Annotated in this window: 11 protein-coding genes; 6 read left to right on the top strand and 5 right to left on the bottom strand. The window is 73.8% G+C overall.

Annotated features, from left to right (window positions below; translation table 11 throughout):
- Nucleotides 1-404: 404 nt before the first annotated feature.
- The 3 genes from ACSMXW_RS10555 (at nt 405) to ACSMXW_RS10545 (ending at nt 5156) form a co-directional block, all read left to right on the top strand.
- Nucleotides 405-1364, top strand: a complete 960-nt coding sequence (locus ACSMXW_RS10555) for an aminoglycoside phosphotransferase family protein (RefSeq protein WP_485805528.1) — start codon at nt 405-407, stop codon at nt 1362-1364.
- A gap of 9 nt (nt 1365-1373) precedes the next feature.
- Nucleotides 1374-3614: an SF1B family DNA helicase RecD2 gene (recD2, locus tag ACSMXW_RS10550; protein ID WP_485805526.1), complete on the top strand. Its 2241-nt coding sequence runs from the start codon at nt 1374-1376 to the stop codon at nt 3612-3614.
- A 231-nt stretch (nt 3615-3845) separates the two neighbouring features.
- Nucleotides 3846-5156, top strand: a complete 1311-nt coding sequence (locus tag ACSMXW_RS10545) for a citrate synthase (protein ID WP_485805525.1) — start codon at nt 3846-3848, stop codon at nt 5154-5156.
- Between the two features lie 777 nt (nt 5157-5933).
- Here ACSMXW_RS10545 and ACSMXW_RS10540 read toward each other — a convergent pair.
- The 5 genes from ACSMXW_RS10540 to ACSMXW_RS10520 all read right to left on the bottom strand — a co-directional run bounded on the left by ACSMXW_RS10540 (nt 5934) and on the right by ACSMXW_RS10520 (nt 11822).
- Entirely contained in the window at nt 5934-8690 is a 2757-nt protein-coding gene (locus tag ACSMXW_RS10540) for a heavy metal translocating P-type ATPase (protein WP_485805523.1), read from the bottom strand.
- 81 nt (nt 8691-8771) lie between these two features.
- Nucleotides 8772-9032, bottom strand: a complete 261-nt coding sequence (locus tag ACSMXW_RS10535; RefSeq protein WP_485805521.1) for a heavy-metal-associated domain-containing protein — start codon at nt 9030-9032, stop codon at nt 8772-8774.
- 236 nt (nt 9033-9268) lie between these two features.
- Entirely contained in the window at nt 9269-9817 is a 549-nt protein-coding gene (locus ACSMXW_RS10530; protein WP_485805519.1) for a GNAT family N-acetyltransferase, read from the bottom strand.
- Nucleotides 9818-10158: 341 nt separating this feature from the next.
- Nucleotides 10159-10362: a helix-turn-helix transcriptional regulator gene (locus ACSMXW_RS10525; protein ID WP_485805518.1), complete on the bottom strand. Its 204-nt coding sequence runs from the start codon at nt 10360-10362 to the stop codon at nt 10159-10161.
- Nucleotides 10363-10922: 560 nt separating this feature from the next.
- Nucleotides 10923-11822, bottom strand: coding sequence for a sugar phosphate isomerase/epimerase family protein (locus tag ACSMXW_RS10520; RefSeq protein ID WP_485805516.1), 900 nt, complete (start codon nt 11820-11822; stop codon nt 10923-10925).
- 348 nt (nt 11823-12170) lie between these two features.
- On the opposite strand from ACSMXW_RS10520, the gene iolC reads away from it, so the two are divergent.
- The 3 genes from iolC (at nt 12171) to iolB (ending at nt 15413) form a co-directional block, all read left to right on the top strand.
- The gene (gene iolC, locus ACSMXW_RS10515; protein WP_485807939.1) at nt 12171-13181 is read left to right on the top strand and encodes a 5-dehydro-2-deoxygluconokinase; all 1011 of its coding nucleotides are present in this window, start codon (nt 12171-12173) and stop codon (nt 13179-13181) included.
- Between the two features lie 257 nt (nt 13182-13438).
- Nucleotides 13439-14326: a Cgl0159 family (beta/alpha)8-fold protein gene (locus ACSMXW_RS10510; RefSeq protein WP_485807937.1), complete on the top strand. Its 888-nt coding sequence runs from the start codon at nt 13439-13441 to the stop codon at nt 14324-14326.
- A gap of 220 nt (nt 14327-14546) precedes the next feature.
- Nucleotides 14547-15413, top strand: a complete 867-nt coding sequence (iolB, locus tag ACSMXW_RS10505; protein WP_485805514.1) for a 5-deoxy-glucuronate isomerase — start codon at nt 14547-14549, stop codon at nt 15411-15413.
- Nucleotides 15414-15419 lie beyond the last annotated feature (6 nt).

Genomic DNA, 15419 nt, shown 5'->3' with positions numbered 1-15419 from the left:
GTGGCTCACCAACGCTCCCTGGTCATCGCGCGCACGATCGGCGCACCGGTGGTGGACATCGCTCGTGGCGGAGGCACACGTCCGCCCCGTCCGTCCGGGCCTCTCCGCACGGCAAGCTAGACGGCGGCACGGGCCCAAACCCAGGGCACACGGGCCCAGTTGAGGGCCCATGCCGGGCCTGGGCCCGGGCCCAGGCCCGGCATGGGCCCGGGCCCAGGCCGGTCCCGGGCGAAGCCGTGCGCCGCGTGCGGGCCGGCTCGCGTGCCGGGGCGGTCGCCGGGGCGGGCGGCGCGGCGGGCGCCGTAGCCGCCTCACACCGAAAGCACCGGTTGCGCCGCGCCGGCCGGGGCCGCGCCCGCGCGCCGCCGGCGCGAGGGGCGGGCGCGGGCGCGTAGGGTGCCCGGATGATCGGGGTACCGGAGGCGTTCGCGCGGGGCACCGTCGAGCGTGAGGGAGCTGCCGGCGCGGCCTGGCTGGCCGGGCTGCCGGGGATCGTGGACGAACTGCTCGCCCGCTGGGAGTGCGTGCCGGACGGCGACGCCGTGCACGGTGGCGTCGGGCTCGTCGTTCCGGTGCGCCGGCGGGCCGGTGGGACGGCCGTGCTGAAGGTGTCGTTCCCGCACCCCGGCAACGTCCATGAACCCGACGCCTTCGCGGTGTGGCGCGGACGCGGTGCCGTGCTGCTGTACGAGCGCGACGACGAACGGTTCGCGATGCTGCTGGAGCGGGCCGGCCCCATGCGCCTGGCCGAGCTCGGGGACGGCGACGAGACGGTGACGGTCGCGGGCCGGATCAGCCGCCGGCTGGCCGCCCCGGCACCGCCCGGCCTGCCCCGGCTCCGTGAGCAGGCCGGCGCATGGGAGGAGCAACTCCGCACGGACGCCGCCGAGCTGCCCCACGCGCTGCCGCCGCGCGTGGTGGACGCCGCCGTGGCGACCGCCCGCGAGCTGGGCCGCCACCAGCCCGACACCCTCGTCCACGGCGACCTGCACGCCGGGAACATCCTGCGGGCCGCCCGCGAGCCGTGGCTGGCTGTCGACCCGAAGGGATACGCGGGGGACCCCGCGTACGACGGCGGCACCCTGCTCAAGTCGCGCGCGGCGGCCCTCCTCGACGCGGGCGACCTGCGGAAAGCCGTCCACCGCACCCTGGACGTCTTCGCGGAGGCGGCGGAGCTCGACCGTGAACGGGTCGGGCGCTGGGCGCAGTTCCACGCCGTGCAGGCCGCGTTCTGGGCCCGCAGGCACGGCTTCCGCCGGGCCCGCGGCGGGCCGGAGCTGGACCGGCTCACCCGACTCGCCGACCACCTTGCGGAGTTGCTCGCGCCGGGGCCGTGGCACGGCGTTGTCACACCCCGGAGGTAGCGTCGGGGCATGTCGTATCCGGCGAAGGACGGGCCGCGGGGGCTCGCGGTGCTCGAAGGGGTTCTGGAGCGGATCACCTACGCCAACGAGGAGACGGGCTACACGGTCGCGCGCGTGGACACCGGCCGCGGCGCCGCCGATCTCCTCACGGTCGTGGGTGCGCTGCTCGGCGCCCAGGTGGGGGAGTCACTGCGGATGGAGGGCCGCTGGGGCTCCCACCCCCAGTACGGCAAGCAGTTCGCGGTGGAGAACTACACGACCGTGCTGCCCGCCACCGTCCAGGGCATCCGCCGCTACCTGGGCTCCGGCCTCGTCAAGGGCATCGGCCCGGTCTTCGCCGACCGGATCACCCAGCACTTCGGCCTGGACACACTGCGGATCATCGAGGAGGAGCCGAAGCGCCTGATCGAGGTGCCGGGACTCGGCCCCAAGCGCACCCGGCGGATCGCCGACGCCTGGGAGGAGCAGAAGGCGATCAAGGAGGTGATGCTCTTCCTCCAGACCGTGCAGGTCTCCACCTCCATCGCGGTGCGCATCTACAAGAAGTACGGCGACGCGTCGATCGACGTCGTGAAGACCGAGCCGTACCGCCTGGCGGCCGACGTCTGGGGCATCGGCTTCCTCACCGCCGACAAGATCGCCCAGTCCGTCGGCATCCCGCACGACAGCCCGGAGCGGGTCAAGGCAGGCCTCCAGTACGCGCTGTCCCAGTCCACCGACCAGGGCCACTGCTTCCTGCCCGAGGAGCAGCTGATCGCCGACGCGGTGAAGCTCCTCCAGGTCGACACGGGCCTGGTCATCGAGTGCCTGGCCGAGCTGGCCGGGCAGGAGGAGGGCGTGGTGCGGGAGGAGGTGCCCGGCCCCGACGGGCACCCGGTCACCGCCGTCTACCTGGTGCCGTTCCACCGGGCCGAGCTGTCCCTCTCCGCCCAGCTGTTGCGGCTGCTGCGCACCCCGGAGGACCGGATGCCCGGGTTCCGGGACGTCGCCTGGGACAAGGCCCTCGGCTGGCTCGCCGGGCGCACCGGCGCCGATCTCGCGCCCGAGCAGGAGGAGGCCGTCAAGCTGGCGCTCACCCGCAAGGTCGCCGTGCTCACCGGCGGCCCCGGCTGCGGCAAGTCGTTCACGGTCCGTTCCATCGTGGAGCTGGCCCGCGCCAAGCGCGCCAAGGTGGTCCTGGCCGCGCCCACCGGCCGCGCCGCCAAGCGGCTCGCCGAGTTGACCGGCGCGGAGGCGTCCACCGTGCACCGCCTGCTGGAGCTCAAGCCCGGCGGAGACGCCGCCTACGACCGTGAGCGGCCCCTGGACGCCGACCTGGTCGTGGTCGACGAGGCCTCCATGCTGGACCTGCTGCTCGCCACCAAGCTGGTCAAGGCCGTCCCCGAGGGCGGCCACCTGCTCTTCGTCGGCGATGTCGACCAGCTGCCCAGCGTGGGCGCCGGCGAGGTGCTGCGCGACCTGCTCGGCGACGGCAGCCCGGTCCCCGCGGTCCGGCTCACCCGGATCTTCCGCCAGGCCCAGCAGTCCGGCGTCGTCACCAACGCCCACCGGATCAACGCCGGCCAGCCCCCCGTCACCCGTGACCTCAAGGACTTCTTCCTGTTCGTCGAGGACGACACGGAAGAGGCCGGCAGGCTTACCGTGGATGTCGCGGCACGGAGAATTCCGGCGAAGTTCGGTCTCGACCCGCGCCGCGACGTGCAGGTGCTCGCGCCGATGCACCGGGGCCCCGCGGGGGCGGGGGCGCTGAACGGACTGCTCCAGCAGGCCATCACCCCCGGCCGCCCCGACCTGCCGGAGAAGCGCTTCGGCGGCCGGGTCTTCCGCGTCGGCGACAAGGTCACCCAGATCAGAAACAACTACGACAAGGGCGAGAACGGCGTCTTCAACGGCACCGTCGGCGTCGTGACCGCCCTCGACGCCGACGAGCAGCGGCTGACGGTACGCACCGACGAGGACGAGGAGGTGCCCTACGACTTCGACGAGTTGGACGAGCTGGCGCACGCGTACGCGGTCACCATCCACCGCTCCCAGGGCAGCGAGTACCCGGCGGTGGTCATCCCGGTGACCACCAGCGCCTGGATGATGCTCCAGCGGAACCTGCTGTACACGGCCGTCACCCGGGCGAAGAAGCTGGTCGTGCTGGTCGGCTCGCGCCGGGCGCTCGGCCAGGCGGTGCGCACCGTCTCGGCGGGCCGCAGGTGCACGGCGCTGGATTTCCGGCTCGCCGGAGGCCCCACGGGCAGGTGAGCGGTCCGCCAGGAGTGAACACGGTGAAAAATTGATCGATCAAATGAGTCTGAAAGCTCACAGGGCCCTTCCGGAACCAGGGCGAAGGGGGCAGGATGAGCAGGCTGGCGGCACTGAGTGCCGCCAATAGGCCCAATGGACGACCCCGAGTGCACTCTCCTGCGCCGAATGGGGGATGGTAGTAGCAGCCAGGGGAACTCCGGGCCACCTCGAGGATGAGGCACTACGTCGGTGAGGGAAGACGTGAGCGACAAACGCGATGACGCAGTAGTACTGCGGTACGGCGACGGCGAGTACACCTACTCGGTGGTCGACAGCACCGTCGGTGACAAGGGCTTCGACATCGGGAAGCTGCGGGCGCAGACCGGCCTGGTGACCCTGGACAGCGGGTACGGCAACACCGCCGCGTACAAGTCGGGGATCACCTACCTCGACGGTGAGCAGGGCATCCTGCGTTACCGCGGGTATCCGATCGAGCAGCTCGCCGAGCGCTCCACGTTCCTCGAAGTGGCGTATCTGCTGATCAACGGCGAGCTTCCGACGGTCGACGAGCTGGCCGCGTTCCGGGGTGAGATCACGCAGCACACGCTGCTGCACGAGGACGTGAAGCGGTTCTACGACGGCTTCCCGCGGGACGCCCACCCGATGGCGATGCTGTCCTCGGTGGTCAGCGCCCTGTCCACGTTTTACCAGGACAGCCACAACCCGTTCGACGAGAAGCAGCGGCACCTGTCGACGATCCGGCTGCTCGCCAAGCTTCCGACGATCGCCGCGTACGCGTACAAGAAGTCGGTCGGTCAGCCGGTCGTCTACCCGCGTAACGACCTGGGTTACGTGGAGAACTTCCTGCGGATGACGTTCTCGGTGCCGGCCGCCGAGTACGAGCTGGACCCGGTGGTGGTCTCCGCGCTGGACAAGCTGCTGATCCTGCACGCGGACCACGAGCAGAACTGTTCGACGTCCACGGTCCGTCTGGTCGGTTCCTCGCAGGCGAACATGTTCGCCTCGATCTCCGCCGGCATCTCGGCGCTGTGGGGCCCGCTGCACGGTGGTGCCAACCAGTCGGTGCTGGAGATGCTGGAGGGCATCCAGGCCAGCGGCGGCGACGTCGACTCCTTCATCCGCAAGGTGAAGAACAAGGAAGACGGCGTGAAGCTCATGGGCTTCGGGCACCGCGTCTACAAGAACTTCGACCCCCGGGCGAAGATCATCAAGGCGGCGGCGCACGATGTCCTGTCGGCGCTCGGCAAGTCCGACGAGCTGCTGGACATCGCCCTGAAGCTGGAGGAGCACGCGCTCGCCGACGACTACTTCGTGGAGCGGAAGCTCTACCCGAACGTCGACTTCTACACGGGTCTGATCTACCGGGCGATGGGCTTCCCGACCGAGATGTTCACCGTGCTCTTCGCGCTGGGGCGGCTGCCCGGGTGGATCGCGCAGTGGCACGAGATGATCAAGGAGCCGGGGTCGCGGATCGGGCGTCCGCGGCAGATTTACACGGGCGTGGTCGAGCGGGACTTCGTGCCGGTCGAGCAGCGCTGAGCGCGCCTTCGGGGCGCGGGTAGCCGGGTTTTGCCGTTCACCGAGTGGTGGTGGTTCGGTAGTGGTTCGCCATCGGTCGGTGGGGTCGGCGTGATGAGTTGCCCCTTGGGGGCGGTGGCGGGCTGCGGGCTTGTTGCGGCTGGGCGCGCTCACGCGGCGGAGTCGCAAATCGATACGGTCCCGCGCCCCTTGGGGCTTCGCCCCTTTGGGGCTTCGGCCCCGTGCGGAGCTTCGGCCCCTTTCGGGGCTTCGGCCCGTTCGGGGCCTTGCCCGCCCCCTTGAGCTTCGGGCTCTGGGGGTGGGTCCCTCTTGTTCAAGCGGAAAGCGCCCCGTCGACGGTCCCCCCACGGGCCGGCGTACGGGGCGCTTTCCTTTGTCCCGGTGCGGATTCCCCCCACGGGATCCGGCCGGGCGTCGGTGGGCCGCGCCAGCGGTGGTGCGGTCTGCCGGGACGCGCACGCTCAGGAGGGCCGCTCAAGCTCCCCGGTGTACGTGTCCCGGCCTCGCACCTTCGGAGACGTCCCCCAAGACATCTCCGCCGATACCGGGTACGCCCCCCAAGACGTCACCGGCATCGTCTTCTTAGACTCGCGAGCCCCTCTCATGGTTACGCTGAAATCCATGTGATCTGCGTCTCTTGCACAACTCCATCGTCGCCGCAAGAGCCCGCCTATGGCGATCAGGCCCTAAGAGTAAGGATGTTGCACCTGATCTGTGAAGAGCTGTGAAGACTTTGGAGGTCATTTCTGAGACAGATTACGCGATGCGCTGTAGGCGTCAGGTGAACGTCCGAAGCCTGAGGCTGTTGCTGACCACGAACACGGACGAGAAGGCCATGGCCGCACCCGCGATCATAGGGTTGAGGAGGCCCGCCGCCGCGAGGGGCAGGGCGGCGACGTTGTAGCCGAAGGCCCAGAAGAGATTTCCCTTGATGGTGGCCAGGGTGCGGCGGGAGAGCCGGATGGCGTCCGCGGCCACCCGCAGGTCGCCGCGGACCAGGGTGAGGTCGCCGGCCTCGATCGCCGCGTCGGTGCCGGTGCCCATGGCGAGGCCGAGATCGGCGGTGGCCAGGGCCGCGGCGTCGTTGACGCCGTCGCCGACCATGGCGACGGTCCGGCCCTCGGCCTTCAGCCGCCGTACGACGGCCACCTTGTCCTCCGGCAGCACCTCGGCGATCACCTCGTCGATGCCCACCGCACGCGCCACCGCCTCGGCGACCGTGGTGTGGTCACCGGTGAGCAGCACCGGGGCCAGGCCGAGGGAGCGCAGCGCGCGCACCGCCTCCGCGCTGGTCTCCTTGACGGCGTCGGCGACGGTCAGCACGCCACGGGCCGCACCGTCCCAGGCGACCACCACGGCCGTCTGCCCGGCGGCCCCCGCGGCGGCCGTGGCCGCGGTGAGCGAGGGCGGCAGCGGGATGCCCGCGGCGGCCAGCAGCCGCGGGCGGCCGACCAGCACCTCGTGACCCTCGACCATGCCGCGCACGCCGAGCCCGGGGACGTTCTCGAACCGCTCGACCGCGGGCAGCGCGCCCGCCCGTTCGGCGGCGCCGACCGCGATGGCCCGGGCCACGGGGTGCTCCGAGGCGTGCTCCAGCGCACCGGCCAGCCGCAGCAACTGCTCCTCGGCGACGGGGGCGGGGGGCTCCTGCGCGGCCGGTTCGGCCGAGGCCGGCGGTGGGCCGCCGGCCGGCCCGGTGCCTGCGGGTTCCGCCTGTGCCGCCCCCGCCGGGTAGGCCCCCTGGAGGGTCATCCGGCCCGTGGTGACCGTGCCGGTCTTGTCCAGGACGACGGTGTCGACGCGGCGGGTTGACTCCAGGACCTCGGGGCCCTTGATGAGGATGCCGAGCTGGGCGCCGCGGCCCGTGCCGACCAGCAGCGCGGTCGGGGTGGCGAGGCCCAGCGCGCAGGGGCAGGCGATGATCAGCACCGCCACCGCGGCGGTGAACGCGGCGCCGGCGCCGGCCCCGGCGGCCAGCCAGGCGAGCAGGGTGCCGACCGCGAGCACCAGCACCACCGGCACGAAGACCCCGGCGATCCGGTCGGCGAGCCGCTGCACCTGTGCCTTGCCGGTCTGCGCCTCCTCGACGAGCCGTGCGATCCGGGCCAGCTGGGTGTCGGCGCCGACCCGGGTGGCCTCGACGACCAGGCGGCCGCCGGCGTTCACGGTGGCGCCGGTGACCGTGTCCCCGGCCGCCACGTCGACCGGTACGGACTCGCCGGTGAGCATGGACGCGTCGATGGCCGAGCTGCCCTCGACCACGACACCGTCGGTGGCCACCGTCTCGCCGGGCCGTACGACGAACCGCTCGCCGACGGCCAGCGTGCCGACCGGCACACGGGTCTCCGTCACCGTGCCGTCCGGGCCGGGCCGGAGAACGGAGACGTCCTTGGCGCCCAGCTCCAGCAGGGCGCGCAGGGCGGCGCCGGCCCGGCGCTTGGCGCGTGCCTCCAGGTAGCGGCCGAGCAGCAGGAAGGCGACGACGCCCGCCGCGACCTCCAGGTAGAGCGTGTCCGAGGCGTCGGTACGGCCGGCGAGCAGGTCGAAGCCGTGCCGCATGCCGGGCATTCCGGCATCGCCGAGGAACAGCGCCCACAGCGACCAGCCGAACGCCGCGAGGGTGCCGACCGACACCAGGGTGTCCATGGTCGCCGCGCCGTGCCGCCCGGCGCCGAACGCGGCGCGGTGGAACGGCCAGCCGCCCCAGAGCACGACGGGGGCCGTGAGCACCAGCGCGACCCACTGCCAGTAGTCGAACTGCACCGCGGGCACCATCGACAGCACCACGACGGGCACGGCGAGGACGCCGGAGCCGAGCAGCCGGCGGCGGAGCGCGGTGAGGCGGGGGTCGGCGGGGGCGGGGCCCGTGCCGCGGGCGGGGCGCGTGTCGTGTGCGGGGTCGTGCGCCGGGTGCGGGTCGTCGGCGGCGCGCGGGCCGCCGGTGGGGGGTGCGCCGCCCGCGCGGTCCGCTGTCGGGGGTGCGCTGGGCGTGCCGGGTGTACCGGCGTGCCCGGGTGCCCGAGTGGTGCCGGGTGCGGGTGCGGGTGCGGGTGCGGGTGCGGGTGCGGTGGCCGGGCCGGCCGTGGGAGGCGAGTCGGACGCGGGAGCGGGGGCGGACGCGGCGACCGTGGCCGTGTCGGTGCCCTCGGCCGGGCGGGGCGCGTCCGGTGTCCGTGGGGCCTTGATGGCGGTGGTGGCGGTGGCGGTGATGGCGGTGGCCGGGGCGGGTGCCGTGGGCCGCGTGGGTTCCTGTGCGGTGTACCCGGTCCGGACGACGGTGGCGATGAGGTCGGCGACCGTGACCTCCTCGGGGTGCGTGACCCTGGCCTTCTCCGTCGCGAGGTTCACCGTGGCGGCCACGCCCGGCATGCGGTTGAGCTTCTTCTCGACCCGGGCCGCGCAGGACGCGCAGGTCATCCCGCCGATCAGCAGCTCCGTCCGCGCGGTGGCCGGCGGCGCGCCGGCGGCGTCGCCGGGTGTGCCGGGTCGGGGGGCGCCGGGTGTCTTCGGGGTATGGGGTGCGGTGCTGGTCATGAGCGGCTCCAGAGAGCGGGGGTGGTGCTCCGGGCTGGACGGTGCGGGGTGCGGCCCGGCTGTCCGGACCGCACCGGGGGCTCAGGCCTTGCCGACCAGCTCGTAGCCCGCCTCGTCCACCGCGGCGCGCACCGCCGCGTCGTCGAGCGGGGCCTCGGAGACCACGGTCACCCGGCCGGTGGCGGCCTCGGCCCGCACGGAGCTGACGCCGGCCAGCTCGCCGATCTCGCTGGCGACCGCGCCCTCGCAGTGGCCACAGGTCATGCCGGTCACCTGGTAGACCGCGGTCACCTGGCCCTCGGCGGACGCGGTCTGGGGGGTGGTGTCGCTCTGAGTGGTCATCTCGTTCTCCTCGGGGTGCGGTACGAGCTCGGGGTCCGGTGGCACGCCGGGTACGGCCCCCGTCCGGGGCGGCGCAGAGGCCACCGCGCACCGATGGCCCCGTCCGGCTCTCTTCACACTATACCCCTAGGGGGTAAGGGAGACCGTGGCCCGTGCCCTGGAAGCGGCGCCGGGAACCGAGCGAGCCCCCCGCGGCCGTCGGCGGGGCGTCACCGCACCCGCCCGGTCGGGAATCGTCACGGGTACCCGCGGTGTTCGGCCCACTCCCGGGCGAGCACGGACATCAGCATCTCGTCGAACGCCGCACCGTCCCGCAGCGAGGCCTCCCGCCTGATGCCCTCCGTCACGAAGCCGGCCTTCTCGTAGACGCGCCGGGCCCGGTGGTTGTGGACGTACACGCTCAGCTCGACGCGGTTCGGACCGAGCCGTTCGAAGGCGTGCGCGAGGGTCAGCCGGACGGTCTCGGTGCCCAGGCCGCGGTCCCGGCCGCCCGGCCCGATCAGGATGCGGAAGACGCAACTGCGGTCGACCTCCTGCCAGTCGAAGAGCACGCTCTCGCCGACGAGCTCGCCGGTCGCCCGGTCGGTCACGGCGAGGTCGAGCCGGTCGGGCTGGTCGCCGCGGGACCCGTACCAGGAGCGCAGGCGTTCCAACGTGAGCTCCACGCGCGGACTGAAGGTGTTCCGCCGCACCTCCGGGTCGTCGATGATCGCCGCCATCGTCTCGGTGTCCGCCACGGTGAACGGTCGCAGGACGACCCGCTCGCCGGTCAGTACGGGCTTCACGGCGAAGCCGGTGCGGGGGGCCGCCGGAGAGGGCTCCGGCGGCGCTGACGGGGCCGCCGCCGGGGGCCGCGGGGGTGCGGGCTGTGCCGGTCGTGTCATCCCCGGATCCTGGGCGACGCGTCGCGGCGGAGGCAAAGCAATGACGTGTGCCCCGGCGATCGGGCCCCGGCCGGCCGTCCCGATCGGGCGGCCCCGGTCCCGGCGCCCCCGGTCCCGCGGCCCCGCGCGTCGTCGTCCCCGCGCGTCGTCCCCGCGCGTCGTCCCTGCGCGTCGCTGTCCCTGCCGCGTTGCCGTCCCCGCGTGCCCCGGGCAGGCGCGCCGGCACCCGAGGGGGCGTGTCCTCAGCCGCCGCGGCGCCTCCGGTTGTTGCTCGGTCGGGAGGCCACCCAGGCGCGGACGGTGTCCGCGTACCAGTACGGTCTGCCGCCCTCCACGTGGTCTGGCGGCGGCAGCAGCCCGTGTTTGCGGTAGGAGCGCACCGTGTCCGGGCGGACCCTGATGTGTGCGGCGATGTCGTTGTACGACCAGAGACTGCGGTCGGTCATCCGTGGCATCTCCTCGGGGGCGGCAGCGCGGCACCGCGGCGCAGCGGCCCGTCGGGGGCCGCTCTGAGCGGGCGCGGCGCCGACGATGTGTCGGTCTGTGACCGGTGAACGACGGGTCGTGAGCGGGGGCCTTGGTCCGTCGACCACGTGTGACGGCCACTCGGCTGACCCGGCACATGTGTGACGAGGGGGTTGCCTTCGTGACACAACCGAGAACGCCCCCACCGGCCTGAGCCCCCTTGCGGTCTCCTGGTTGGCCACCGGTGGGTGGGGGTCGGTCGCGCAGCTACCCGCGCCCCTGGGGGGCCGGTTCGAGCCCCTTGCGGTTTCTTGGTTTGGCTGCCGGTGGGTGGGGGGGCGGTCGCGCAGTTCCCCGCGCCCCTGGTGGAGTGGGCTGGGTCGTCGGCCGGCCCTGCGGGGGGCTGTGCCCTGACAGGGGCGCGGGGAACTGCGCGCCCAGCCCCGACGCGCCCGCGGGTGGCCACCGGCCCGAGCCCCTTGCGGTCTCTTCGCCTGGCCACCGGGGTCACCCAGGAAGTCGGCTGGACCCCCGCAGGGGGCTACGCCCCGCAGGAGCGCAGGAACGCCCGGGTGCGCCGGGCGATAGGCCCCGGCGTATCAGGCTCGCAGGGATACATGTCCTGCTCGACGATGGCGAAGAGATCGACCCCCAGGCCCTGCGCGGCGGCCAGCACGGGCCCGAGCGCGGGCTCCCCGCGCGGCGGCTCGCACATCACGCCGCGGGCCACGGCCGGCCCGAACGGCATCTCCTGTGCCCGCACTTCGGCCAGCACGGCCGGGTCGACCTGCTTGAGGTGCAGGTAGCCGATCCGCTCGCCGTACGTCTCGATGAGCTTGACGCTGTCGCCGCCGCAGTACGCGTAGTGCCCGGTGTCCAGGCAGAGCCGCACCAGGTCGGGGTCGGTCGCGTCCAGGAAGCGGGTGACGTTCTCCTCGGTGTCCACATGGGTGTCCGCGTGCGGGTGGACGACGACCTGGAGGCCGTACCGCTCCCGCACCTCCCGCGCCAGGCGCTCCGTCTGGCGGGTGAGGTCGCGCCACTGGGCCCCGGTGAGAGTGCGCTCCTCCAGCACCTCACCGGTCTTGTCGTCGCGCCAGAAGGCGGGGATGACGACGAGGTGCCCCGCGCCCATCGCCTGGGCGAGCGCCGCGACGCCCGCGACGTGCTCCCAGGTGGACTCCCAGACGTCCGGGCCGCGGTGCAGGCCCGTGAAGACGGTGCCCGCCGAGACCTTCAGACCGCGCCGCCCGGTCTCCTCCGCCAGCACCGCGGGGTCGGTGGGCAGGTAGCCGTACGGCCCCAGCTCGATCCACTCGTAGCCGGCAGCGCTGACCTCGTCGAGGAAGCGCCGCCAGGGCACCTGGCGCGGGTCGTCGGGGAACCAGACGCCCCACGAGTCGGGTGCCGAACCGATCCGGATGCGCGACAGCGTCGTCATGGCCGTCACTTTCCGGGCGCCCGGGGAGGAGTGTCAAGACCTGGTCCGAATGTCTGGACAAAACATTGACAGGCTTCCCGCGCGGCATTACACCTGGAGGACAGCCGCCGCAGGCGCCTCTCCCCGGCCGTCCCAGCGATGTCAGAGCCTCCGTACACGATGTGACATGCCGGGACTTCTCCCGCCATGCGCGGACATGAACCACGTCATGCATGGGCATGCACGAGCATGCCCCGGCAAGGTGGAGAGCCGTTCTCCTCAAGAAGGCCCAGAAGGGACGTGCAGGTGATCGACCCGGACACCGGCCCGCAGACCGAGCCGTCCACCGAGCCCTACGACGTGATCACCATGGGCCGGATCGGGGTGGACCTGTACCCGCTGCAGGCGGGGGTGCCGCTGGCGGAGGTCGGCACGTTCGGGAAGTTCCTCGGCGGCTCCGCCACGAACGTGGCCGTGGCCGCCGCCCGGCTCGGCCGCCGCACGGCCGTGGTCAGCCGCACCGGCCAGGACCCGTTCGGCGACTACGTGCACCGGGCACTGCGCGACCTCGGCGTGGACGACCGCTGGGTCACGCCGGTGCCGGGGCTGTCCACCCCCGTGACGTTCTGTGAGATCTTCCCGCCGGACGACTTCCCGCTGTACTTCTACCGCCGCCCCAAGGCCCCCGACCTGGTGATCCGCCCGGACGAACTGGACCTGGACGCGGTCGCCGCGGCCCGCGTCTTCTGGATGACCGGCACCGGGCTGAGCGAGGAGCCGAGCCGCACCGCGACACTCGCCGCGCTGGCGCACCGCGCCCGCGCCGGGCTGACCGTCTTCGACCTGGACTGGCGGCCGATGTTCTGGCACGCCGGGCAGGACGGCGACGGCACCCGCGGAACGGGCGCGGACGGCGTTCCGGCGGACGTGCCCGGGCCGGGACCCGAGCTGGGCCCCGAGGGCGCCCGCCCGTACTACGCCGAGGCCCTGCGGCACGCGACCGTCGCCGTCGGCAACCTGGACGAGGTGGAGGTGGCCACCGGCGAGCGCGAACCGGCCGCCGCCGCGCGGGCGCTGCTGGCCGCGGGCGTCCAGTTGGCCGTCGTCAAGCAGGGGCCCAAGGGCGTCCTCGCGCTGTCCGCCGCGGGCGAGCGGGCCGAGGTGCCACCGCTGCCGGTGAAGGTGCTCAACGGCCTCGGCGCCGGGGACGCGTTCGGCGGGGCGCTCTGCCACGGCCTGCTGGCCGGCTGGGACCTGGAGCGCACCATGCGGTACGCGAACGCCGCGGGCGCCATCGTCGCGGGCCGCCTGGAGTGCTCCTCCGCCATGCCGACGCCCGCTGAGGTGGAGCGGGCGCTCGCGGAAGGCGCGGTGCGGTGAGCGGAAGCGGGGACCGCCTGACGGCCGGAGGCGGTGGGGCGACGGAGGGCGGGGCAGCCAGGCACAGCGGGGCGGCCCGGGGCGGCGTGGCCGCCGGGGACACCGCCGCCGCCGAGGCCGCCGCAGCCGCCGCGCACCCCCCGATCGCCGCGTACCCCCCGATCGCCGCGCACGCCGCGCACGCCGTGACCGCCGACGGTGCCGTGACCGCCGACGGTGCCGTGACCGCCGACGGTGCCGTGACCGCCGACGGTGCCGTGGACGCCGGGGCGCTGGCGCGGTTGCGGGCCCGGCACCCCGAGGCCGTGGCCGAGGCGGCGGCGCGCCGGGCCAGGCGGCCGCTGCTCGGCGCCGGCGGGCGGCTGATGATCATCGCCGCCGACCATCCGGCGCGCGGCGCGCTCGGCGCCGGCGGCGACGCCCTCGCCATGGCGGACCGCGCCGACCTGCTCCGGCGGCTCTGCCTCGCGCTCGCCAGGCCGGGGGTGGACGGGGTGCTGGCCGCCGCCGACATCCTCGACGACCTGCTGCTGCTCGGCGCCCTGGAGGGCAAGGTCGTCGTCGGCTCGATGAACCGGGGCGGCCTGGCCGGCGCCGCCTTCGAGCTCGACGACCGCTTCACGGGGCTGCGTCCCGAGGACATCCAGCGGTACGGCTTCGACGCCGGCAAGCTGCTGCTGCGCATCGACTACGACGACCCCGGCTCGCTGCGCACCCTTGAGGCCGCCGCGGGCGCCGTGAACGCCATGGCGGAGCGGGGGCTGCCGGTCTTCGTCGAGCCGTTCCTGTGCCGCCGCGACCCGGCGGACGGCAGGCTCCGCAACGACCTCGGCGCCGCCGCCGTCACCAAGTCCCTCGCCATAGCGTCCGGGCTCGCCGGCAGCTCCGCGTACACCTGGCTGAAGGTGCCCGTCACCGAGGATCCCGACGACATGGCCCGCGTCATGGCGACCACCACCCTGCCCGCGGTGCTGCTCGGCGGCGAGGTGGGCCCCACCGCCGAGGAGCAGCTCGGCACCTACGAGAAGTGGCGCGGCGCCCTCCGGCTGCCCACCGTGCAGGGCCTGGTCGTCGGCCGCTCGCTGCTGTACCCGGCGGACGGCGACGTGGCGAAGGCCGTCGACACGGCGGTGGGGCTGCTGTGACCGGCCACCGGGCGGCTGCGGCGACCGCGGGCACCGGACATCGGGCGGCGGGCACGGGCCACCGGGCGGCGGGCACGAGCCATCGGGCGGCGGGCACGGGCCACCGGGCGGCGGGCACGGGCCACCAGGCGCGGGCCGCGGCCGGCGCGCGGCGCGCACGGCGTGTCCACCGCGGGCGGCGGCGCGCACAGAGCATCCGTCGTGGGGTAGGGATACGGACATGATCGAGACGAACGGGGCGGCCGGCCCCGAGACGCGGGGCGCCCGTGACAGCCGCCTGTACGTGCCCGGCGGCAGCACCGCCACCGGCCCGTACACGGTCGACATCGGCCCGGAGCGCGCCGGGTGGACGTACTCGCGGCTGAGAGTGCTTCAGCTCGAACCCGGCGAGACGCACTCCTTCGCGGCCGGGGACAGTGAGTGGGTGGTGCTGCCGCTGAACGGGGGCTGTACCGTCCATACCGAGGGCACCATCATCGAACTGCAGGGCAGAGAGAGCGTGTTCGCGGACGTCAGCGACTTCGCGTACGTGCCCCGGGACGCCCATGCACAGATCGCCTCCGGTGCGGGAGGCCGCTTCGCCCTGGCAGGAGCGAAGTGCGGGCGCAGACTCCCCGCCCGCTACGGCCCCGCGCCGGAGGTTCCCGTCGAGCGGCGCGGCAGCGGCATGTGCGCACGCGAGGTGCGGAACTTCGCCGCCGCCGGCGTCTTCGAGTGCGACACCCTGATCGCCGTCGAGGTGATCACCCCGGGCGGCAACTGGTCCTCGTACCCGCCGCACAAGCACGACGAGCACCGCCCGGGGGAGGAGAGCGAGCTGGAGGAGATCTACTACTTCGAGATCGACGGACCGGCCGGCTTCGGCTACCAGCGGGTCTTCCCGTCCCGTCCCGGCGGCAGCGACGTGCTCGCCGAGGTGCGCGGCGGGGACGCGGTGCTGGTGCCGGACGGCTGGCACGGCCCGTCGATCGCCGCGCCGGGACACGACATGTACTACCTGAACGTGATGGCGGGCCCGGGCGCCGAGCGGGCCTGGCAGATCTGCTTCCACCCCGACCACCTCGCAGGCACCCCGGGCTACCGGTGACCGCCC

The organism is Streptomyces sp. DSM 116793 (assembly GCF_057320905.1).
The sequence above is the reverse complement of the archived record's forward strand: the minus strand, read 5'-3'. Positions and strand labels throughout refer to the sequence as shown.